Genomic DNA, 21,452 nt, shown 5'->3' with positions numbered 1-21,452 from the left:
GGAATCATTCTAAAGCCCTGAAGAGGGAAAGCATTGATTACAAGATGCTTTTCCCGCCTTCAGGGCACTTCTTTTATCCAAAAAACGAACAGAAATATTCAAATTCTCTGTTAACTAGTTAAATAAAACGAAAAATATTTGGCATTTACACGTTTTCATCGTATCTTTGCCATCGGATTTATATATCGATTATAGACAGTAAAAGTTTTAACAAAATGAAAGTAAAGGTTTTATCTCAATTTATAATAGCATCTCTCACTGCTGCCAGCACCCTCTCGCTGACATCTTGCTTCAAGGATGAGCCCCTCAATGCCGAATGCGACATCGAACAGGCTTATATCCATCCCGGACCACTGCTGAAACTGTGGTTTGCCAATGCGGCAGATACCCTCGTCAACGTGCAGAGCGACCAGGACAAGATAGAGTTCACCATGCGTCCGTTTGCCATCCTCAGCAGGCAGGCTCCGGAGTTCCGACTCACCCCAGGCGCCACCATCCAGCCCGAAAGCGGAAGCGTGCACGACTTCTCAAACGGTCCTGTAACATACGTAGTTACATCAGAAGACAAGCAATGGACCCGCACCTATCAGGTGAGCATCAAGAAGGGACAGACCGCCATGAGCAACGAATTTGAATTCGAATTCGAAAATGCCTACCTCAACAAGGGATACTACAACTGGAAGGAAAACTGGAACGGCGAAGAACTCGACATCTGGGCAACCGGAAACCCGGGATTCAAGATAAGCAACAGTTCGGCTAAACCGGAGGAATATCCTACCACGATGATAGAAGAAGGCTATCAGGGCAAGGGCGTGAAGCTCACCACACAGCGCACCAGCAAGCTTGCCGACATGGTGAAGAAGCCTATCGCTGCCGGCAATCTCTTTATCGGACAGTTTGACGCCACCGATGCCCTGCGCGATGCGATGAAAGCTACCAAGTTCGGCCGTCCGTTCAGTTTCAGCAGCAAACCCCTCAAGCTGGAAGGCTGGTACAAGTATCAGGCTGGAGAGAAATTCACCGACAAGGAAATGAAGGAGCTGGACCGCAAGGACTACGGAACCATCTACGCCGTGCTCTACGAGAACATCGACGAGAAGGGAAACCAGGTAGTACTCTACGGAGATAACGTACAGAGCAGCAAGCAGATTGTGGCTCTCGCCCTGGTAGGCGAAACCCATGACGACAACGGCAAGGTGGCAATCGGAAACACGCCGGAATGGCATCACTTCAGCGTAGATTTCGACTATCAATCCTACGGCAAGACCATCGATCCACTGAAGCTGAAAAACGGCGGCTACAGTCTTGCCATCGTCTGCTCATCGAGTTCTGACGGCGCCAACTTCCTGGGAGCCGTGGGCAGCACCCTCTGGGTGGATAGTTTCAAACTGATTTGCAAATAAGAAGAAAAATGAAAAAGATAACAGTAATGGCACTCCTGCTGGCATGCGGCACTGCTTCATGGGCAGGAGACAAGAATAGCGCCTGGAACCAGTATCTCCACGGCTATCAATATCAGGCACGCGTGGCTTACAACCTGGGCGGCACCGCCCCTATCGGTATGCCTGCCACCATCCGCACCCTTCACAGCTACACTCTTCGCCCTAACTTCAGTCTGGGCGTGGATGCCTATCACCCACTCTCCGGAAACTGGGGTTTCGTGGGAGGAATCCGCTTCGAAAACAAGGGCATGAAGACCGATGCGGGTGTAAAGAATTACTATATGAAGATAGTTCGTGGCGGCGAGGAGCTGCAGGGCATCTTTACGGGCGATGTCGTGACCAAGGTGGACATGAGTCTCATCACCGTTCCGATTCAGGCAACATACGATGTATGTGGCAATCTCCGCTTCAAGCTGGGTCCATACGTAAGCTATGTTACCTCGAAAAAGTTTGAGGGCTGGGCATACGATGGTTACCTCCGCCGCCAGGAGGAAGGTCATCCGAAGGGCGACCCGACGGGACAGAAGGTAATGCTGGGTCATGACAAAGGCGAACGTGGCGACTACGATTTCAGCGACGATATGCGCAACTGGCACGTGGGCGTAGATTTCGGCATAGACTGGAAGCTGAGCGACCGCTGGGGCATCTGCGCCGACCTGAGCTGGGGCCTAAACGGCATCTTCAAGAAGGATTTCGAGACCATCGAGCAGACGATGTACCCTATCTACGGCAGCATCGGCATCTCGTATCAGCTGAAGTAACAGATAATATTCTGCTGAAGCTATCTATATAATAATGTACGCGTACATAATTAAATATAGCCAAAGAGAGATAAAAAGATAAAAAACAACAATTATTCATTAACAAAAAAAAAAGAAGACAATGAAAAAGTTTATTTATTTGATGGCCTTGGTTTGCACCCTTGGCTTCTTCACTGCTTGTAGCAGCGATGATGACAACAATGAAAATGATTTCAACCGCAACGAGAAGATTGAAGGCACCTGGAAGGTACAGGATGCCGGGTTTGATGCAAATGGCAATTCTACAGGTTCAGTAGTATTAAACTGGGAAGGTTCTGATGATGCAGTTATCACAATCCCAGGCTTGCTTGATGAGCCATATCCAGTAAAGAATGCCATCTCAATGGTTCCAATGCTGCTCAACACCCAACTCAGAAGCGTTTTGCAGGATGTAACCTTCAATGAGAAGGGTCAGATCTCTGCAACCTACAAGGAAGAGACTGATGACAAGGACTGGAAGGTTGCTAACGACTACGCTACATACCAGGTGGTTAACGAGAATATGATTGCCTTGTTCCTGAACACAGCCAAGATTACAGAAGACATCGACGATGCTCAGGAGAAGGCAATGGTTGCCAGCATGCTGGATCAGTTTAAGACCGGTATTCCTGTACACGTATCATATCCAGCAGCCAACAAGGTATATTTCTATGTTGATAAGGATTTCGTAGCTCCAATCATCGCCATGCTTTATGCTCAGGTTAACAAGATTCCTACTATAGGCATGGACAAGGATGATTTGGCAGGATTCCAGATTTTGAAGACTGTTGTAAACCAGCTTCCTACCATCATGGAAAAGACCACCAAGTTCGAGGCAGGTCTTGAGTTGATGAAGTAAAGTAGAAAGCTTATAATGCACTAATCCCCAGCTATCTTTTTGATGGATAGCTGGGGATTTTTATTCGTGCATAATCAACGCCCCCCACACGCCCAGAAAGAGCGTGTGGAGCCACCTTTGCCATCTTCTGGAACAGCTGCTTTCAGGGCGTGAGAAGACTTTTCGTCCAATTTCCCGGGCACAAAAAAAAGATTGCATCAGCGGAAATACTTCCAACCAATGCAATCTTCAGTTTTCTCTAATCTAGAGGCTAAACACTCTCCCTACGGGGAAAACCCGGAAGAAAAGAGCCTAGCGTCGGATTTACTTCACCTTTGCAACGATAGCCTTGAAAGCCTCTGGGTTGTTAACAGCGAGGTCAGCGAGAACCTTACGGTTGATCTCGATACCAGCCTTGTGAAGAGCACCCATCAACTGGCTGTAGCTCATACCATCGAGGCGAGCAGCAGCGTTGATACGCTGGATCCACAATGCGCGGAATGTGCGCTTCTTGTTACGACGATCGCGATAAGCGTAGGTAAGACCCTTCTCCCAAGTGTTCTTAGCTACTGTCCATACATTCTTGCGAGCTCCATAGTAACCCTTAGTGAGCTTCAAGATTTTTGTTCTTTTTGCTTTAGATGCAACGTGATTTACTGATCTTGGCATAATTTTTTTTCTTTAAAAGTTCGACTAAAAAGTTAATAATTAACGGAGGCAGAGCAAGTCGCGAACCTGCTTCAAGTTTGAACGGTCTACGAGAGTCTCACCAAGGAGATTTCTCTTCTGCTTCTTTGTCTTCTTAGTCAAGATGTGACTGTGAAAAGCGTGATGACGCTTAATCTTACCTGTACCGGTGAAACGGAATCTCTTCTTTGCGCCGGAATTAGTCTTTACTTTTGGCATTTTTACTTTTAATTTAAATTGTTATTTATTATAGCGATGGCAACGCATATACCAGGGCGTTACGCATCTTTTTTTCTAATTACTCAGCCTCTTCTGCGATCTTCTTGAGGGCTTCACCGCCCTTGGCATTGAGTAAGCCATTCTTCTCGGCATTGGCCTCGCGCTCTGCATCAGCAGCAGCCTTAGCTTCAGCCTCTCGCTTCTCACGGTCCATCTTCTGCTGGCTCTTCTTGGCAGTACCAGCCTTCTTAGGACTCATGTAGAGGAACATCTTCTTACCCTCGAGCTTAGGCATCTGCTCAACCTTTCCGTATTCCTCCAAATCATTGGCGAAACGGAGGAGGAGAACCTCACCCTGCTCCTTGAAGAGAATAGAACGACCACGGAAGAACACGTAGGCACGAACCTTGTTGCCCTCGCTGAGGAACTCGATAGCGTGCTTGAGCTTGAACTGATAGTCGTGCTCATCGGTCTGAGGTCCGAATCGGATTTCCTTGGTCTCCACCTTCACCTGCTTCAGCTTCATTTCCTTAGCATGCTTCTTCTGCTGGTAAAGGAACTTTGAATAGTCAACAATACGGCAAACTGGTGGCTGTGCATTAGGAGAGATTTCAACAAGATCAAGATCCTGCTGCTGTGCTAACTCTAACGCTTTACGTGTTGGCATCACTTCGGCTCCGCCCTCACTTACTATTCTCACTTCACGTACGCGTATCTGTTCGTTTACGCGGTACTGATTTTTCATTTTGTCATTTTTCATTAACTATTCGATATATTCTTTTTTGTCTTTTTGATTAAACGGCTGCAAAGTTACGATTTTTTCATGAAACCACCAAGGATTTCACGCAGATTTTTCAGTTTTAGCCTCATATTTTATTAAAAATCACGCAGTTTTCGTCTTTTGTCCCACAGATTTCACAGATTTACACAGATTTAATTCTTTGCTTCAATAATCTGTGTTAATCTGTGAAATCTGTGGGACTAAAAGAAAACAATCTGCGGGACTAAAAGAAAACAATCCGTGGGACTAAAAGAAAACAATCTGCGGGACTAAAGAAGATCAATCAACGGAAGTATATCCATTGACTTTACGGAAGATAGAACTTCGTATATCAGTGGTGGTAAAATTGACCAATATTCCAAGATGCTTCTTCGCCACACGCAAATACGTAAGCAATTGCTTATGAAAGACATCTTTCATTTCTGCCACAGACTTCAGTTCGATTATGACTTTATCTTCAACAAGAATATCCAGACGGAAATCAACAGGCAAAACCTTACCGTCATACATGACATCCAACTTAACCTGACTCTCAACCCTAAGTCCATCTTTACGCAACTGATAGCACAGAGCTGCTTCATAAACCGACTCTAGCAAACCTGGTCCCAATTCATTATAAACCTTATAAATGGCTCCAATGACCTTATAAGATATCTCATTTTCTGTCATAACCAAACGATTTTAAAATCCTCCATAAAAAAATCTCCCACAGACGTCACAATCGTTACAGATATTTGCAGAACAAAAAATCTGTGTAAATCTGTGAAATCTGTGGGAGATTCGAATATATCAATCTGTGGGATTACTCCTCAGCTGCCTTCAGCTGCTCTGCCACCTCAGCATTGATGCGCTGAGCAAACTCTTCCATGCTCATGGTAGCCTGCTCGCCACCACCCTGCTTACGCATGGAAACGAGGCCCTCGGCACTCTCCTTCTCACCAACGATGACCATGTAAGGCACACGCTTCAACTCGTTGTCGCGAATCTTGCGGCCAATCTTCTCGTTACGGTCATCAACCAAGGCACGAACACCCTGCTTGTCGAAGTACTGACGTACCTTCTGTGCATAGTCGTTGAACTTCTCTGAGATAGGGAGAATAGCAACCTGGTCTGGAGCCAACCACAATGGGAAGTGACCGGCTGTGTGCTCGATGAGAACGGCTGTGAAACGCTCCAATGAACCGAATGGTGCACGGTGGATCATCACAGGAGTCTTCTTTGAGTTATCCTCGGCTGTATATTCCAGCTTGAAGCGCTCAGGCAAGTTGTAATCCACCTGGATGGTACCCAACTGCCAGCGACGGCCGATGGCATCCTTTACCATGAAGTCGAGCTTAGGACCATAGAAGGCAGCCTCGCCAACCTCCTCACGTGTCTCAAGACCCTTCTCCTTGCAAGCCTCGCGGATAGCGTTCTCGCTCTCTGCCCAAATCTCCTCAGAACCGATATACTTCTCGGTATCCTTAGGATCATGGAGAGAAATCTGTGCCTCGTAGTTCTCGAAACCGAAAATCTTGAATACCTTCAGAATCACGTCGATTACATTCTCAAACTCAGACTTCACCTGATCTGAACGAACGAAGATGTGAGCATCATCCTGAGTAAAGGTACGAACACGAGTCAAACCATGGAGCTCACCGCTCTTCTCATAACGGAATACAGTACCGAACTCTGCAATACGCAAAGGAAGATCCTTGTAAGAACGAGGCTTACGTGCGTAGATCTCGCAGTGGTGAGGACAGTTCATTGGCTTGAGCATATACTCCTCATCCTCCTCAGGTGTCTGGATAGGCTGGAATGCATCCTTGCCATAGTGAGCATAATGACCAGATGTTACATAGAGACTCTTGCCACCGATACCTGGACAGATAACCTCCTGATAGTTATAAGGCTTCAGGAGCGAACGGAGCAACTCCTGCAGGCGCAAACGAAGCTGTGTACCCTTTGGCAACCAGATAGGAAGACCCTTACCTACACGCTCAGAGAACATGAAGAGTTCCATCTCCTTACCAATCTTACGGTGGTCGCGCTTCTTAGCCTCTTCGAGAACAACGAGATACTCATCGAGCATCTTCTTCTTAGGGAAACTGATACCGTAGATACGGGTCATCTGCTCGCGCTTGGCATCACCGCGCCAGAATGCACCAGCCACACTTGTAATCTTCACTGCCTTGATAAGGCCAGTGTTCATCAAGTGAGGACCACGGCAAAGGTCTGTGAAATTGCCCTGGGTATATGTGGTGATGGTACCATCCTCCAAGTCCTGCTCAATGTGCTCGCATTTGTAGGTCTGACCGTCAGCCTTAAACTCAGCGAGAGCATCAGCCTTAGCCACCTCCTTGCGAACCACAGGCTCGTTCTTCTTGGCAAGTTCCATCATCTTAGCCTCAATCTTGGCGAAATCATTCTCTGAGATCACCTGACCCTCGGCTGGCATCACATCGTAGAAGAAACCACTCTCTACGGCTGGACCGAAACCGAACTGAATGCCTGGATAAAGCTCCTGGAGAGCCTCAGCCAACAAGTGTGCAGATGTATGCCAGAATGTGTGCTTACCCTGCTCATCCTCAAACTTGTAGAGTTCTACATTAGCATCCTCATTGATAGGACGGTTCAACTCTACTGTCTCACCATTTACACCGCAAGATACAACGTTGCGAGCGAGAGCCGGTGAGATACTCTCGGCGATTTGTAAGCCAGCTACGCCCTGTTCATACTCACGAACAGATCCGTCTGGGAATGTGATTTTTACCATAACAACTTAGTATTTTTATTAAATCGCTTGCAAAAGTACTATTTCTTTTTGTAATGAGCGAATATTTTCGTATAAAAAATGTATTTTATTTCAAAAGATGCAGGATTATCGGCATTTTCCCCTTATACCTTATATTATATACAGGCATTTACATATCCTCCGCCAACAGTCTGGTTTCCTTACGAATCATAACATAATGTAAAAATAGTAGATATTTTCCGGGCATTTTCTTTGATATATCGAAAGTTTTCACTATATTTGCAACCGATTTAGTGACAAAATGTAAATATCAATCAAGAAAAATGGCAACATCAAAGATTCTCATTATCTATACAGGAGGTACCATCGGCATGGGAAAAGACCCTGTAACAGGCGTTCTGGAGCCACTCGACTTCAACCACCTCGTTTCATCCATGCCCGAATTCCAACTCATCCAGGCTGAAATCGACGTCAGGAAATTCGAACCGCCTATCGATTCCAGCGACATGGATCCGATGAGATGGGCGGAAATCGTAAGCATCATATCCAACAGCTATAACGACTACGACGGATTCGTCATCCTCCACGGTACCGATACCATGGCGTATACCTCTTCAGCGCTCAGTTTCATGCTCGAGAATCTTACCAAACCGGTGATTCTGACCGGTAGCCAGTTGCCTATCGGTGAACTGCGCACAGACGGCAAGGAGAACCTGATGACTGCCATCGAGATAGCAACGGCAAAGGACGAGAACGGCCATCCGATGGTGCCTGAGGTATGCATCTTCTTCAACGGAAAGCTGCTGCGCGGCAACCGTGCCATCAAGATCAATGCCGAAGGTTTCCACGCCTTCGAATCGTTCAACCACCCTCACCTCTGCGATGTGGGCATCAACTTCCAGTATCATCAGCACCACATTCTGACTCCAGACTACAGCAAGCCGATGGTTCCCCATCTGAAGCTAGACCCGAACGTAATCGTCTTCAGTCTCTTCCCTGGCATCCAGGACAATATCGTGCGCCACGTGATGGAATCGCCAGACCTCAGAGGTATCGTGATGCGTACCTTCGGTTCGGGCAATGCTCCTCATGCCCCTTGGATTATGCGACTGCTGGACGAGGCAGCCCACAGAGGCGTGAACATCGTGAACATCAGCCAGTGCCTGACGGGTAGCGTGGAGATGGAACGATACGGTGCCGGATTTCAGCTGAAGTCAGCCCACGTGATCAGCGGCCACGACTCAACCGTAGAGGCGATGGTTACGAAACTGATGTATCTGCAGGGCAGATACGAGGACAACCTGAAGGTAAGGGAGATGCTGCAGAAGTCGCTTGCCGGCGAAATCACGCTGCTATAAGACAGCTAAGATGCTGTTGTCTAGATATATGCAGAAAATATGCAGAATAGACTTAAAAAAGATTAAATTAGAGTAAATTAGTCGACACATCCTTGCTTTGCATTGATATTTTATATACCTTTGCAGTGTGAAAAGATGAAAGTCTAAGTGACCTATATTGAAAAAGTAGCGAAATGTTATACGCATTGAGCTAAATAGATAAAATAATTTAATCAACAAAACCTATTCATTATGCAGATCAACAAAGCGAAAAAGTATGGTGAGTTTGTAGAGATTACAGCTCCAGTAGAAAGAACAACTTCAGAAGAGTATCCAACTATCTTAGGTGGCGAGATTTGGTATAACTAGTATTCTTTCCCAAAGAAATGAAAAGAAAGCTCGAAGGTTTTATTAAAGTCTATCCCTTGCAGAACTCGTTCTCTCGCAGATAGATGAAAAACCGCTGAGATTTCTAGGCAATTTAAACTCAAAAAAGATGAAGGCTCAATCCCAGTCAATTCGGGGTTGAGCCTTTATTTTCCCACAGAGATATTATTCTAAAGGCCCACATATTGAATATTTTTAGTCCCACTGGTAAAATATAAAGTCTCTCAGGTAAAATATAAAGTCCCACAGATTTCACAGATTTACACAGATTTTTTCTCGAACTGCAGAAATTAAATCTGTGTAAATCTGCGAAATCTGTGGGACTAAAAATATTCAATCCGTGGGTTAATGCTTGCCGCAGCAGCCACCCTCTTCGTGATGATGTTCGTGCTTGATGCCACCCTCTACAGCCTGATGCTGGTCGCGGAGCAGATCGTTGACGGTCTTCACTGGGTTGAATGTGTCCAGAGGAACCTCTACGAATACAGTATTCCAGTCGCTCATCGCACCATTCCAGAGACCAGGCAACTCCAAGGCCTTCAGGTCCTTACCATTCTTGCTCTTGCTGGAGATGAAACCGGTAGATGGATCTACGAACTTAGGAAGATCGAAGGCATTGCCCTGGTAATCCTTGGTAGCGCAGACGAGATCTACCGGGTTGAAATGAGTACCCTCGGTAAACATCTTCATATACTCCTCGTTGTTCTTGTCGATCTGTGAGCTCTCCAGAATCTGAAGACTTACAGTACCATCCTGGTTGTAGGTAAGGAATGGACCACCACCAGGCTCGCCTACGTTCTTAACGACACCGCAGACACGCATTGGGCGGTTCAACTTCTTGCGCAGATAGATAATCAGCTCAGCATCCTCCAACTCCTTGATATCAGACTTACGGCAGCAGAGATCACGCTGAACGAAGCGGATGATCTCCTCCAGCTTCTCGTGATTGTACTGACCAGAATCCAATACCTTCAAGTAATCGAAAGTCTGCTTCTGCAGAGTAACCAATACACCAGCAATCACCTGCTTCCAGGTAACAGTCTCGCCCTTCAGACGATCAGGAACCACGTTGTCAATATTCTTGATGAATACTACATCAGCATCAATCTCATTGAGATTCTCGATGAGTGCGCCATGACCGCCCGGACGGAACAGCAATGATCCATCCTCGTTGCGGAATGGAGTATTATCAGGATTAGCAGCGATGGTATCGGTGCTAGGCTTCTGCTCAGAGAAAGAGATATTATACTTGATGCCGTAGCGCTGTGCATACTTGTCAGCCTTCTCAGCTACCATCTGCTTGAAGAGTTCAAGGTGGTCGTGAGAAACGGTGAAATGAACGTTTGCCTCGCCGTTGCTGCTAGCATAGAGTGCAGCCTCAACCAGGTGCTCCTCCATCGGAGTGCGAACCTCGTCCGCATACTCGTGGAACTGAAGCAATCCCTTAGGCAACTGTCCGTAGTTCAATCCCTCTGGTTTGAGGAGATTAGCTACGATAGCCTTATAATCACCCTTCTTGATAAGGCACATAATGCCTTTCTCGTTGTTGACGTGGCACTTGTCGCAGAGCGCCTTGCGGAAAGCAAACTTCTTGATATTCTCGAAGAATTGTTTTTCAAAGTCAGTAGTAGGAACATCGTATGGAGCATCAAGGAAAGCGAACATGTTCTTGAACATACGACTAGCAGCACCTGATGCAGGCACGAACTTCACAATCTTGTGCCCCTCAGCCTTATAGTCGTTCCAAGCCTTCTCGAAGTCTTCCACTTCCTGGGCTGTAGGAGCCATGATTCCCTTACCGATGGCAGCCGCACCCTCGAGCTTGAGGAATGGGAAGCCATTCTTGATTTGTTCCAACTGGTGTTCAATCTGCTGCTCGGAGATGCCGCGAGCAGCGATTTGGTTTAGATCTTGCTGATTCATAATACCATATTTATGTTAAATTTACACTATATGCGCTACAAAGATAATAGTTTTTTCTGATAATCAGAAATATTTCCACATTTTTTTGTACCTTTGCAATGAAAATTTAACGAAGTACGCGGTTTTTAACGCCGAAACGCCATTGTTTGTCAAATTTAAAATAGAATATTGCGACATGGTTAGTAAATTAGCAAAAGAGCACGACAGAAGAACGTTGCTATCAACGTATCTGTACGGAGTATCAAACTTATTCATTAGTGGAACCGGAATTGGAGGTTTTTCCCCCTTGGTTACCGGCGAAACTATTGGCATTTACAATATCCTCTTCTTAGTACTGGGCATTGCCTCAGCACTCTTCCTTGCCTATAGTGCTAACAGAGTGATGAAGTATAACGATAAAAAATAATAATTATGGAGTTAATAACAATATTTATGGGGTTGAGTGCCGTAATTAGCGCCAGCTTCGCCATCTGGCTTAACACAAAATCAGGTCAGAAGTGGATAGACAGTTTATAACATATAATATAAGTATTATGGAAGGATTTGCTTTAGTAATGTGTATAGGAGCTGTTATTGGTATGAGCTTAGCCATTTGGAGCTACACCAAATCTGGCAGAAAATGGATAGACAATTTATAATCCAAAACTATCGTAATGATGGATGGATTAATGTTTATTTTTTCGCTGGGGCTAATTATCAGCAGCAGTTTTGCCATCTGGCTCAACACAAAATCAGGTCAGAAATGGATAGATGAGCTATAGTTATATATTATGGAACTATATACTATATTTATGGGGCTAGGAGCCTTGATAGGAACCTGCTTCGCCATCTGGCTTAATACCAAGTCTGGTCAGAAATGGATAGACGAGTTATAAAACTCAATAATATATCATCAGCAGGAGGGAACGACAATGAATGAAACAACTTTTAAATTTACATCCGAAGAAAAAGAACAGACACTCCAGATCCTGGAGCGCTTGAGAACCACTGTGGGCGACACGTTCAAACCGGGCGATGAGCAGCATCTGCGTGAAGACATACAGCATGCCTTCATCAACCACCAGATCAAGCGCAACGTCTTCGGAATGAATCCAATACTCGCTGCTCTGCAGACAGCAGAAATAGCAGTAAACGAGATAGGTCTGAAACGAGACGGCATCATCGCCATCCTGATGCAGACCAGCGTCATCGACGGCTATCAGACCATCGAAGACATCCAGAAGAAATACGGCGACAGCGTGGCGCATATCATCAGCGGCCTGCTCCGCATACACGATCTCTACAAGCGCAACCCGATCATCGAGAGCGAGAACTTCCGCAACCTGCTCATCTCCTTCTCAGAAGACATGAGAGTGATCCTCATCATGATTGCCGACCGCGTGAACGTGATGCGACAGATTCGTGATACCGACCAGGAGGATGCGAAGCACGAGGTGAGCGAGGAAGCCAGCTACCTCTATGCCCCACTCGCCCACAAGTTGGGTCTCTACAAGCTGAAGAGTGAGCTGGAAGACCTGAGTCTGAAGTATCTGGAGCACGATGCCTACTATATGATCAAGGAGAAACTGAACGCCACCAAGGCATCGCGTGATGCCTATATCGCCCGCTTCATCCAGCCTATCCAGGAGAAACTCGATGCTGCCGGATTGAAATATCACATGAAGGGAAGAACCAAGAGTATCCACTCCATCTGGCAGAAGATGAAGAAGCAGAAGTGCGCCTTCGAGGGTGTATACGACCTCTTCGCCATCCGAATCATCATCGACGCACCAAGAGAGAAGGAATATATGCAGTGCTGGCAGACATTCGCCCTGATTACAGATATGTATCAGCCGAACCCAAAGCGTATGCGCGACTGGCTCAGCGTGCCTAAGAGCAACGGATATGAGAGTCTGCACACCACCGTACTGGGACCGGAGAAGAAATGGGTAGAAGTCCAGATAAGAACCGAAAGAATGGACGATATCGCCGAGCACGGACTGGCTGCACACTGGCGCTACAAGGGCATCAAGCAGGGAGAAGGCGGCATAGACGAATGGTTAGCCAACATCCGTGCCGCACTGGAAAGCAACGACGACCTGCAGCTGATGGACCAGTTTACCACCGACCTGAAGGAAGACGAGGTATACGTATTCACCCCTAAGGGCGACCTGCTGAACTTCCCTAAGGGTGCCACGGTACTCGACTTTGCCTACTACATCCACTCTCGCATCGGCAACACCTGTGTGGGCGGAAAGATCAACGGCAGGGCGGTAACCTTCCGACAGGAACTGCACTCGGGCGACCAGGTGGAAATCCTGACCCAGAGCAACCAGAAACCACGCAGGGAATGGCTCAACATCGTGCAGACTTCCAAGGCAAAAGCAAAGATCCGACTCGCCCTGAAGGAAACACAGAAGAAGGACGGACTCTATGCCAAGGAACTCCTGGAGAGAAGATTCAAGAACCGCAAGATGGAGATTGACGAGAGCACCATGGCACGCATCATCAAGAAGATGGGATACAAGGAGAACTCCGATTTCTACAAGGATGTAGCGGAAGAGAAACTCGACGTAAACACCGTCATCGACAAATATGTAGAGGAACGAGATCACGACCTCAACCCTACCAATGTCACCAAACCAGCCGAAAGTGCAGAGAACTTCGCCTTCGAGAATCCAACCGAGGAACTCCTGAAGCAGAGCGATGACGTGCTGGTTATCGACGAGCATCTGAAGGGTATCGACTTTGAGCTGGCTCACTGCTGCCATCCTATCTACGGAGACCCAATCTTCGGCTTCGTCACCATCAGCAAGGGTATCAAGGTTCACCGCATAGACTGCCCTAACGCCAAGGAACTCCGTCGCCGCTTCGGCTATCGCATCGTCAAGGCAAAATGGAGCGGCAAGGGAACATCAAAGTATGCCATCACCCTGAGAATCATCGGAAACGACGATATAGGCATCGTGAGCAACATCACGAACATCATCTCCAAAGAGGACAAACTCGTGATGAGAGGCATCAACATCTCATCCAAGGACGGCCTGTTCTCGGGCAACGTGACGGTGATGATAGATGATGCAACAAAGACAGATGCACTCATCAAGAAGCTGGCTGCCGTAAAAGGCGTAAAGCAGGTAATGAGAATATAATCCCGCAGATGGATATATTTTCAAGTCCCACAGATTTCATAGATTTACACAGATATCAGGAATCAAGAGATATTTATCTATTAAAGAAAAGGTTCAATTCCATTGGTTTGGAATTGAACCTTTTCTTTATAATAGACAGACACAGAAAAAAATCTGTGTAAATCTGTGTAAATCTGCGGGACTTGAAAATATCCCATCTGCGCGATTGTTATTTTGCCTTATTGATTCGCTTAATCACAGAATAAGCATCATACAAGCCCAGTTCTCCAGCCTTCGACAAGTCCTGGATACCAGCCTGCTTGTTTCCACTTTTGATACGAGCCAGGCCACGGTTGTAATATGCCTCAGCCAGACGCGAATCTATCCTGATGGCAATGCTGTAATCATCGATGGCCTTAGACAACTCGTTTCTGCCAGCATGCACATTACCCCTATTATAATAGATGTATGCATTATTGCTGTTCAGACGGATAGCATCGCTGAAATCAGCCTCGGCAGAATGGATATTCGTAATACCCTTGCCCTCAGCACGGTTAAACTCATCCATCTCAGCCTGACAGACAGCACGTTGCCAGTAAGCCAACGAACTCTTTTCATCCAGAGAGATATAATAGGTGAAATCGCTGATGGCTGCCTCGAAATCACGGAGAACACTGTGAGCGATGGCCCTGCGCATCAGCAGACTCTTCTTCTGCTCGATATCCTTAGCCACACTCAGCTCAGCCGACAGCTTATCAATCAAAGAGAAGATCATCAACGAGCTGTTCTCATCCAGCTGCTCCTTGGTACATACGATATAAACCTTATTGGTAGAAGCCTTAGACTGAACAGCATTCTGCTTGCCGGAAGCACCGCCACTCTGCTTAGCCTGAGCCAGGTGCATATTAAGCTGTTCCACTTCCTTGTCAAACGCCTGAACACCGTTCAGATTCTGCACATTAGGGAAGTAAGAGAGCTGATACATAGGCAGATAGGAAGTCTCCACCTGACGATTCTGGATGCGTCCACGATACTCGCTTTTGTAATTGTGCTCATACTTAGGTTCATCCTCAACCACGATAGAAGCAAACTTATCCGGATCTACCTCAGAACGCTTGCGCACCTCCTTCCTGGTCTTCGCGCTCCATCTAGGCTGAATGCCCAGGTGCTTGTTCATCTGCGCCTTGAAGATACGGAATTCATCCATCTCGGCCTTTGCAGTCATACCCAACCTTCGGTAACAGCTGGCACGATAGGAAAGACCCGTCCAGAAGTTAGGAAACTGGTCGATGACCGTAGAATAATCACGGATAGCCGCCTTCAGATTACCCGTCTTGTCATGCAGAAGCGCACGGTTGAAAATAGCCATGAAGTTTTTTGGTTCCATCTTGATGACGAAGTCGAAGTCGAGGATGGCACGGTTGTCATCACCCAACTGCACACGCATCAGACCTCGGTTGTAATGAGCCAGGAAGTTGTTAGGATCCAAATCGAGCGCATTATCGTAATCGCTCATAGCTCCACGTAAATTGTTGATGTTGATACGAGCCAGGGCACGGTTGATATAACTGTTCACATTGTTAGGCTTGAAATGCAGCGACTTGGTCAAAGCCTCATCCGCTACCTTCCACTCCTTTCTAGCAAGCGCCATATAGGCACGTGTGGTCCATGCATCACCGTCATAAGGATTGATTTCCAGGCTCTTGTCTATCCATTTCTCTGCCTGTAGGGTATCCTTCTGCTTCAGATACACCTCAGCCTTGAGGGTATAGGCATTCGCAAAATCCTTCCATTTGGCAATCACCGAATCCAATTCCGACTGCGCCACATCATAATTCTTGCTCTCCATCTGGCAGAGCGCCCTGTTGAACCAGTAATTACGGTTACGAGGTTCTATGTGGATGGCAGAATTGTAATCACTGATGGCATCCAGGAAACGGTTCTGACGGATACGGCAGATGGCACGCAAGTCGTAGATATCGTTGATGTAAGGATTCAGATTCAACGCCTCAGAAGCATCACTCTCAGCACCTACATAATCATCGAGATTAAACTTGGCCACACTGCGGTAATACCAAGGCTCATAGAGATAAGGCTTGGCACCGATAGCAAGATTAAAATACTTAATGGAAAGAACGAAGTCCTCATAATAGAGAGCACTTCTGCCCGCCGTAATCAGGCGGTCAACTCTATATTGCGCTGATGCCGACAAAGCCGTTAGCACCAGCACAAAAGTGAAAATAAACTTTTTCATCGACGAATCTTAGTACGATAGCTGCAGCGGAACTTGCCCTTGATGATATTCTTGAGCTTACCAGCTATCATGTTCTTACGAAGAGGAGAAACACGATCCACGAACATGGTGCCCTCCAGATGGTCGAACTCATGCTGCATCACGCGAGCCAGATATCCCTCAACCCACTCATCGTGCTCCTGGAAATTCTCATCCTGATACTTCACGTGGATGCGGGTAGGACGAACCACCTTCTCATTGATGCCAGGAATGGAAAGACATCCTTCATCAGAAAATTCCTTCTCAGCCTCCTCATCATACTCCAAGATATGAGGATTAATAAAAACATGACGGAATCCCTTATATTCAGGAAGATCTTCGCTCAATACATCGAGGTCGATGACCACCAGACGGATAGCCAGACCAATCTGAGGTGCAGCCAGTCCGATACCATTGCTGGAATCAAGCGTCTCATACATATTGTTAATCAGTTCCTTCAATTCAGGATAATCGGGAGTAATATCTTCAGCCACTTTTCTCAAAACGGGCTGACCATATATATAAATAGGTAAAATCATCTTCTTGACTCTAAATAATCTTGTAAAATAATGGTGGCGCTGATCTCGTCCACCAATCCTTTGTTTTCTCTTCTGGTTTTCTTCTTCACCCCACCCTCTATCATGGCACGATGAGCCAGTACCGATGTAAAACGCTCATCATAATATTCGATAGGAACCTCAGGATGAGCCTTGCGCCAGCGATTGAAGAAGTTCTCCACTCGCGCCAGGTTCTCGCTAGGCTGCCCGTTGGGCTGGGTTGGCTTTCCGATGATAATACGCTCCACCTGCTCCTTTTGGATATACTGTTCCACAAAGGCGAAGAGTTCGGGTGTAGCAACAGTGATCAACCCATTGGCAATAATCTGCAATGGGTCGGTCACAGCGATACCGGTACGTTTCTTACCGTAGTCTATAGATAAAATTCGCATGAATCTACGAAAAATCCTAGTCTTTATCTTTAATATCAGAAGCTGGGATTACTTCTTGAGAAGCAACCAAGCATCAGGATACTTGCCAGCACGGAGCTGATTACGGCTCTTTACAGCACCAGACTTATCTGCGAAAGTAGAAGCTACAACACGATACATGTTACGTGCGCTGTTGAATACAATCTGAGCCTCATAACCTGCGCTCTTCAATGTATTAGCCAAACCCTCTGCGTTAGCCTTGAGAGAGAAAGAGCCTACTACTACGCTGTAGTTAGAGAGACCTGAACCCATAATGAGGTCAACATTCTCCTGACGAACAGTAGCGTTATCAACCTCTGTATTTGTTGACTCAGAAGGAGTAGTTGTCTCCAAAGGAGTAACAACTGGTTCCTGAGCAACTGGAACCTGCTCCTGCTGCTGAGCCTTCTCGAAAGCCTTCTTATAGGCACTTTCCTTAGAAGTACCACAACTAGCCAATGCTAAAACTGCGCACATACCTGCGCACAAAACTGATAATTTCTTCATAATTTTGAAAATGTTTTTATTGATAAATTCCTTATTAATTGCTTATTCTTATGACGCAATACGCCCCATCTTGTAATCGATTCCAACGCAATTGCACTGCGAAAATACAAAATATTTGGCAAATATGAGCATGAAAACCGCATAAAGTTTGTTAATACAGCATATTTAAATAAAAATTAAGACAAATTCACGCGGTTTTTGGAGAAAAATTAGTATATTTGCATTTGTAAAGCAGCAAAAGAGAATGGAAAGTTTACTTTCCTATCCATCATTTGCTTCGACTTTATAGGTATAAAATCGTATAACGTTTAAAACTTAAGAATTATGAAGGCATTAGGTTACATTGGTGCATTCCTCGGCGGTGCAATCGCCGGTACAGCACTCGGTTTGATTTTTGCTCCAGAAAAGGGAGAAGATACACGCAGCAAGATTGCTGGCGCAGTAGATGATTTTTGCAAGAAGCACGACATCAAGTTGAGCCGCAAAGACGTAGACGACCTGGTAGACGATATCAAGGAAGCTGCTCCTGAGGTATAATTAAAGAGGTATAAAATAAATATCTCAAGATGTTCTCTAACGATAAAAACGTAGAAACCATCGGGCAGCTCGTAGAGGTGCTAAAACATTACATCGGGCTTCAGTCAGAGTACATGAAGCTCGATGTTGTGGATAAAGTGGTAAGGCTGCTCACTGCCATCACCATGACAGTGGTGCTCCTGGGGCTCTTCCTCATCGCCATCATCTACCTTTCCTTTGCTGCGGCTTACGGATTGGCAGGCCTGACAGGAAGCACAGCCCTAGCCTTCTGCGTAGTGGCGGGTGTATACCTATTTATATTAATACTATTCATCATCTTCCGCCACCAATGGATAGAGAGACCGCTCGTCAAGTTTCTTGCCAGCATTCTGATGCAATAACTTTTTTCATTCACCTGAAAGAGCTCAGCCCTCAAGGCGAAATTTTTTCATTCATTCCAAATATTCAAAGAGATGATAGAACAAGATGAAATCATAGAATATAACTCGCTGAACGAAATTCGTCTACGCAAGGAATTACTACGCAAGGATATACAGGCTGACGATGCCAAGATCAAGGCTTTGTGGAAATCGCTTTTCACCAAGCCCGAAGCACTATCCAAGAATGCGAGCGCCAGCAAGCGTTTAAGCAGCATGATGAAAATCGGAGCTGGAGCCTTTGATGGTGCTCTACTTGCATGGAAACTTTATCACAAGTTCAAGAGAAAAAGATAAGGCATAATTGCTGAAAACAAAAGAAAGCACATCATTTTCTTCCTATAACAAGAGGAAAATGATGTGCTTTTTTCTGCTGGAATTCAGACTTTCTTCCAGACTTTCGGACACAAAAAAGGGCCACCGCCGTGGCCCAACCTTGTTAACCTTAAATCTAATACTATGAAAAACACACGTGCAAATATAGAAAGAATCTATGAGTTTCACAAGCTTTTCCGTGAAAAAACTCAAATTCTAAACCATATTTAACTATTTGTGTCTTAATTTCTTATTTATTTAAATGTTGTTAAACCTATTCTATTTAGAACTTAGACAGTTATATTTAGAATAGAAATCTAAATTTCAAAGCTCATCTGATCATAACCAAAGACGAATCCCTGAGGCAGGCGCGCATTGGCATCATCATGAAAACCTATCTGATGAGTAACATGCGTGAGAATCGTCTTTCGGGCTCCTATCCGGCGCGCAACCCGTATGGCATCCTCTACCAGTTGATGACTATGATGCGGCTTATCGAAGCGGAGAGCATTGATAACCAGCGTTTCCACTCCTTCCAGATACTGATATTCCTCCTCGCCCATCGTCTTCATATCCGTAATATAGGCAAATTTGCCCAAACGATAGCCCAGGATAGGCATCTTATCATGGAGAATACGGATAGGCATGAACTCAATATCGCCAATCTGATAAGAGCGATGAGGCTCTATGGTATGGAGTTTGAGCTTCGGCGCTCCCGGATAAAGCTGCTCTACATCCTTAGGAAAACAGTAAGGCATGGTATGTGGCAAGGAACGGGTAACCAGCTCATCGCCATAAATATGAATATCACCAAACACGCAGAAGCCACGCAGGTCATCTATACCTCCCACATGGTCGTAATGAATATGCGTAATCAGCACACCATCCAACTTGCGGAACGGTTCCCTGAGCAACTGCATCCTTATATCCGGACCCGCATCTATCAGAATACGGGTTTTCTCCGTCTCAATCATCGCAGCACTTCTAAAGCGCTTATCCTTAGGATTATTGCTGCAGCAAACCTCACAATTGCATCCCAAAACAGGAACACCACTCGATGTTCCTGTTCCCAATAAAGTAATCTTCATTAATAATCAAATATTTCCTGAAAAACAAACGAATTCTTCACTCTTCGTTCTTCTCTCTTCACTTAACATTCACCTCCGGATGGATATCAATGCCAAACTTCTGCTTCACATCCTTACGGATTGTTTCACAGAGATTTACGATTTCCTGCCCCGTAGCTCCACCACGGTTCACCAGTACCAGCGCCTGCTTGTCATGCACGCCTGCACGTCCCAGACTCTTGCCCTTCCATCCACACTGGTCAATCATCCAGCCTGCAGGAATCTTCTCGTGTCCAGCATCAATCGTATAATGAGGCATCCCCGGATACTGTGCAGCCAGCTCCTCATATTTTGCCTTCTCCACGATAGGATTCATGAAGAAACTGCCCGCATTGCCCTGCACCTTCGGGTCAGGCAATTTGGCATTGCGGATCTCGATGATTACATCACGGAGCTGCTGGGCTGTAGGATTTTCTATTCCCTTTGCAGTCAGGGAAGTACGGATGTTACCATAATCCAGGTCTGGCACAAAGTGCTTGCTCAGGCGATAGATGACATGAGTAACAAGATACTTATCCTTCCACTCATGCTTGAACCTGCTCTGACGATAGCTGTACTGGCAGTCCTGGTTGTCGAAAACCACCACTTGTCCGGTAGCAATCTCCACAGTTTCCACCTTATATATAATATCCTTCGCTTCCACGCCGTAGGCTCCGATGTTCTGGATTACGCTCGCTCCCACTTCTCCCGGAATGATACTGAGGTTCTCTGCACCATGATAGCCATGCTCTACAGCGTATGCCACCACGTCATCAAACACTTCACCACTGCCGCAGTTCAAGAAAACAAAGTCGGGATTTTTCAGATTCTCACCACCAGCAGCAGCCAGGGTTTCATTATCAAGCACCTCGATGCCCTTGATGGCAGAATGGATCACCGTACCCTCGTAATCGCCTGTAAGCAAGAGGTTACTGCCACCACCCAGAATGAGCAGAGGCTGATCGGCAGCAGTAAGCCCAGCCACAATCTGCTGCGCCTCTTCTACCGATGAGTATTCCAGGAATCGCTTGCACCTGGCATCAATTCCAAACGTATTGTGAGCCAAAAGGCTATAGTCTCGAATATCCTTCATAT

General features: G+C 46.1%; 20 protein-coding genes. 8 read left to right on the top strand and 12 right to left on the bottom strand.

Annotated elements, in window-relative coordinates; genetic code table 11:
* Positions 1-215 precede the first annotated feature (215 nt).
* From ACQRBJ_RS03030 to ACQRBJ_RS03020, 3 genes are all read left to right on the top strand, one after another.
* Entirely contained in the window at positions 216-1,403 is a 1,188-nt protein-coding gene (locus ACQRBJ_RS03030) for a PCMD domain-containing protein (protein ID WP_445302818.1), read from the top strand.
* An 8-nt stretch (positions 1,404-1,411) separates the two neighbouring features.
* The gene (locus tag ACQRBJ_RS03025; RefSeq protein WP_445302817.1) at positions 1,412-2,203 is read left to right on the top strand and encodes a porin family protein; all 792 of its coding nucleotides are present in this window, start codon (positions 1,412-1,414) and stop codon (positions 2,201-2,203) included.
* A gap of 121 nt (positions 2,204-2,324) precedes the next feature.
* Positions 2,325-3,080 carry a hypothetical protein gene (locus tag ACQRBJ_RS03020; protein ID WP_445302816.1) on the top strand — a complete coding sequence of 252 codons (756 nt, stop codon included), beginning with the start codon at positions 2,325-2,327 and terminating at the stop codon, positions 3,078-3,080.
* Between the two features lie 303 nt (positions 3,081-3,383).
* Here ACQRBJ_RS03020 and rplT read toward each other — a convergent pair whose 3' ends face one another.
* The 5 genes from rplT to thrS form a co-directional block, all read right to left on the bottom strand.
* On the bottom strand, positions 3,384-3,728 hold the full coding sequence (gene rplT, locus ACQRBJ_RS03015) for a 50S ribosomal protein L20 (RefSeq protein WP_089544559.1): 345 nt from the start codon (positions 3,726-3,728) through the stop codon (positions 3,384-3,386).
* A gap of 39 nt (positions 3,729-3,767) precedes the next feature.
* Entirely contained in the window at positions 3,768-3,965 is a 198-nt protein-coding gene (gene rpmI / locus ACQRBJ_RS03010; RefSeq protein ID WP_006846865.1) for a 50S ribosomal protein L35, read from the bottom strand.
* Between the two features lie 79 nt (positions 3,966-4,044).
* Positions 4,045-4,725 carry a translation initiation factor IF-3 gene (gene infC, locus ACQRBJ_RS03005; RefSeq protein ID WP_445302815.1) on the bottom strand — a complete coding sequence of 227 codons (681 nt, stop codon included), beginning with the start codon at positions 4,723-4,725 and terminating at the stop codon, positions 4,045-4,047.
* Positions 4,726-5,025: 300 nt separating this feature from the next.
* The gene (locus ACQRBJ_RS03000) at positions 5,026-5,415 is read right to left on the bottom strand and encodes a GxxExxY protein (RefSeq protein WP_153123445.1); all 390 of its coding nucleotides are present in this window, start codon (positions 5,413-5,415) and stop codon (positions 5,026-5,028) included.
* Between the two features lie 133 nt (positions 5,416-5,548).
* The gene (gene thrS, locus ACQRBJ_RS02995; RefSeq protein WP_445302814.1) at positions 5,549-7,501 is read right to left on the bottom strand and encodes a threonine--tRNA ligase; all 1,953 of its coding nucleotides are present in this window, start codon (positions 7,499-7,501) and stop codon (positions 5,549-5,551) included.
* Positions 7,502-7,803: 302 nt separating this feature from the next.
* Between thrS and ACQRBJ_RS02990 the strand changes: the two genes are divergently transcribed.
* Positions 7,804-8,838: an asparaginase gene (locus tag ACQRBJ_RS02990; protein WP_445302813.1), complete on the top strand. Its 1,035-nt coding sequence runs from the start codon at positions 7,804-7,806 to the stop codon at positions 8,836-8,838.
* A 711-nt stretch (positions 8,839-9,549) separates the two neighbouring features.
* On the opposite strand, the gene ACQRBJ_RS02985 is transcribed toward ACQRBJ_RS02990, so the two are convergent.
* Entirely contained in the window at positions 9,550-11,127 is a 1,578-nt protein-coding gene (locus tag ACQRBJ_RS02985) for a DUF4301 family protein (protein ID WP_445302812.1), read from the bottom strand.
* 911 nt (positions 11,128-12,038) lie between these two features.
* Here ACQRBJ_RS02985 and ACQRBJ_RS02980 point away from each other — a divergent pair.
* Positions 12,039-14,258, top strand: coding sequence for a RelA/SpoT family protein (locus ACQRBJ_RS02980; protein WP_445302811.1), 2,220 nt, complete (start codon positions 12,039-12,041; stop codon positions 14,256-14,258).
* A gap of 208 nt (positions 14,259-14,466) precedes the next feature.
* Here ACQRBJ_RS02980 and ACQRBJ_RS02975 read toward each other — a convergent pair whose 3' ends face one another.
* Genes ACQRBJ_RS02975 through ACQRBJ_RS02960 form a run of 4 tightly spaced genes read right to left on the bottom strand, consistent with a single transcriptional unit; the run spans position 14,467 to position 17,983 of the window.
* Positions 14,467-16,491, bottom strand: a complete 2,025-nt coding sequence (locus ACQRBJ_RS02975) for a tetratricopeptide repeat protein (protein WP_445302810.1) — start codon at positions 16,489-16,491, stop codon at positions 14,467-14,469.
* Positions 16,488-17,048: a peptide deformylase gene (gene def, locus ACQRBJ_RS02970; RefSeq protein ID WP_445302809.1), complete on the bottom strand. Its 561-nt coding sequence runs from the start codon at positions 17,046-17,048 to the stop codon at positions 16,488-16,490. Before def ends, ACQRBJ_RS02975 begins: the two co-directional genes overlap by 4 nt.
* Entirely contained in the window at positions 17,045-17,458 is a 414-nt protein-coding gene (gene ruvX / locus ACQRBJ_RS02965) for a Holliday junction resolvase RuvX (RefSeq protein ID WP_294970428.1), read from the bottom strand. The genes def and ruvX overlap by 4 nt, the downstream gene beginning before the upstream one ends.
* 48 nt (positions 17,459-17,506) lie before the next feature.
* The gene (locus ACQRBJ_RS02960) at positions 17,507-17,983 is read right to left on the bottom strand and encodes an SPOR domain-containing protein (protein WP_294970426.1); all 477 of its coding nucleotides are present in this window, start codon (positions 17,981-17,983) and stop codon (positions 17,507-17,509) included.
* A 324-nt stretch (positions 17,984-18,307) separates the two neighbouring features.
* Here ACQRBJ_RS02960 and ACQRBJ_RS02955 point away from each other — a divergent pair, with 324 nt between their 5' ends.
* From ACQRBJ_RS02955 to ACQRBJ_RS02945, 3 genes are all read left to right on the top strand, one after another.
* Positions 18,308-18,520 carry a YtxH domain-containing protein gene (locus ACQRBJ_RS02955; RefSeq protein WP_153123427.1) on the top strand — a complete coding sequence of 71 codons (213 nt, stop codon included), beginning with the start codon at positions 18,308-18,310 and terminating at the stop codon, positions 18,518-18,520.
* Between the two features lie 29 nt (positions 18,521-18,549).
* Entirely contained in the window at positions 18,550-18,900 is a 351-nt protein-coding gene (locus ACQRBJ_RS02950; protein ID WP_294970424.1) for a phage holin family protein, read from the top strand.
* Between the two features lie 72 nt (positions 18,901-18,972).
* A complete protein-coding gene (locus tag ACQRBJ_RS02945) occupies positions 18,973-19,233 on the top strand; it encodes a hypothetical protein (RefSeq protein WP_295348463.1) in 261 nt (86 codons plus the stop codon).
* Positions 19,234-19,568: 335 nt separating this feature from the next.
* On the opposite strand, the gene ACQRBJ_RS02940 is transcribed toward ACQRBJ_RS02945, so the two are convergent.
* Complete coding sequence (locus ACQRBJ_RS02940; RefSeq protein WP_264950307.1) at positions 19,569-20,339, bottom strand: MBL fold metallo-hydrolase; 771 nt, start codon at positions 20,337-20,339, stop codon at positions 19,569-19,571.
* A gap of 58 nt (positions 20,340-20,397) precedes the next feature.
* Complete coding sequence (gene murB, locus ACQRBJ_RS02935; RefSeq protein ID WP_445302808.1) at positions 20,398-21,450, bottom strand: UDP-N-acetylmuramate dehydrogenase; 1,053 nt, start codon at positions 21,448-21,450, stop codon at positions 20,398-20,400.
* Positions 21,451-21,452: the final 2 nt, after the last annotated feature.

The organism is Prevotella sp. SGI.167 (assembly GCF_050313615.1).
Classification (GTDB): domain Bacteria; phylum Bacteroidota; class Bacteroidia; order Bacteroidales; family Bacteroidaceae; genus Prevotella.
The sequence above is the reverse complement of the archived record's forward strand: the minus strand, read 5'-3'. Positions and strand labels throughout refer to the sequence as shown.

Bases quoted from the DNA above. Each gene is read 5' to 3' on its own strand.
- ACQRBJ_RS02975 (WP_445302810.1), bottom strand. From the start codon at position 16,491: ATGAAAAAGTTTATTTTCACTTTTGTGCTGGTGCTAACGGCTTTGTCG.
- infC (WP_445302815.1), bottom strand. From the start codon at position 4,725: ATGAAAAATGACAAAATGAAAAATCAGTACCGCGTAAACGAACAGATA.
- rpmI (WP_006846865.1), bottom strand. From the start codon at position 3,965: ATGCCAAAAGTAAAGACTAATTCCGGCGCAAAGAAGAGATTCCGTTTC.
- def (WP_445302809.1), bottom strand. From the start codon at position 17,048: ATGATTTTACCTATTTATATATATGGTCAGCCCGTTTTGAGAAAAGTG.
- ACQRBJ_RS02955 (WP_153123427.1), top strand. From the start codon at position 18,308: ATGAAGGCATTAGGTTACATTGGTGCATTCCTCGGCGGTGCAATCGCC.
- ACQRBJ_RS02945 (WP_295348463.1), top strand. From the start codon at position 18,973: ATGATAGAACAAGATGAAATCATAGAATATAACTCGCTGAACGAAATT.
- ACQRBJ_RS03000 (WP_153123445.1), bottom strand. From the start codon at position 5,415: ATGACAGAAAATGAGATATCTTATAAGGTCATTGGAGCCATTTATAAG.
- murB (WP_445302808.1), bottom strand. From the start codon at position 21,450: ATGAAGGATATTCGAGACTATAGCCTTTTGGCTCACAATACGTTTGGA.
- thrS (WP_445302814.1), bottom strand. From the start codon at position 7,501: ATGGTAAAAATCACATTCCCAGACGGATCTGTTCGTGAGTATGAACAG.
- ACQRBJ_RS03020 (WP_445302816.1), top strand. From the start codon at position 2,325: ATGAAAAAGTTTATTTATTTGATGGCCTTGGTTTGCACCCTTGGCTTC.
- ACQRBJ_RS02990 (WP_445302813.1), top strand. From the start codon at position 7,804: ATGGCAACATCAAAGATTCTCATTATCTATACAGGAGGTACCATCGGC.
- ACQRBJ_RS03030 (WP_445302818.1), top strand. From the start codon at position 216: ATGAAAGTAAAGGTTTTATCTCAATTTATAATAGCATCTCTCACTGCT.
- ACQRBJ_RS03025 (WP_445302817.1), top strand. From the start codon at position 1,412: ATGAAAAAGATAACAGTAATGGCACTCCTGCTGGCATGCGGCACTGCT.
- rplT (WP_089544559.1), bottom strand. From the start codon at position 3,728: ATGCCAAGATCAGTAAATCACGTTGCATCTAAAGCAAAAAGAACAAAA.
- ACQRBJ_RS02980 (WP_445302811.1), top strand. From the start codon at position 12,039: ATGAATGAAACAACTTTTAAATTTACATCCGAAGAAAAAGAACAGACA.
- ruvX (WP_294970428.1), bottom strand. From the start codon at position 17,458: ATGCGAATTTTATCTATAGACTACGGTAAGAAACGTACCGGTATCGCT.
- ACQRBJ_RS02960 (WP_294970426.1), bottom strand. From the start codon at position 17,983: ATGAAGAAATTATCAGTTTTGTGCGCAGGTATGTGCGCAGTTTTAGCA.
- ACQRBJ_RS02950 (WP_294970424.1), top strand. From the start codon at position 18,550: ATGTTCTCTAACGATAAAAACGTAGAAACCATCGGGCAGCTCGTAGAG.
- ACQRBJ_RS02985 (WP_445302812.1), bottom strand. From the start codon at position 11,127: ATGAATCAGCAAGATCTAAACCAAATCGCTGCTCGCGGCATCTCCGAG.
- ACQRBJ_RS02940 (WP_264950307.1), bottom strand. From the start codon at position 20,339: ATGAAGATTACTTTATTGGGAACAGGAACATCGAGTGGTGTTCCTGTT.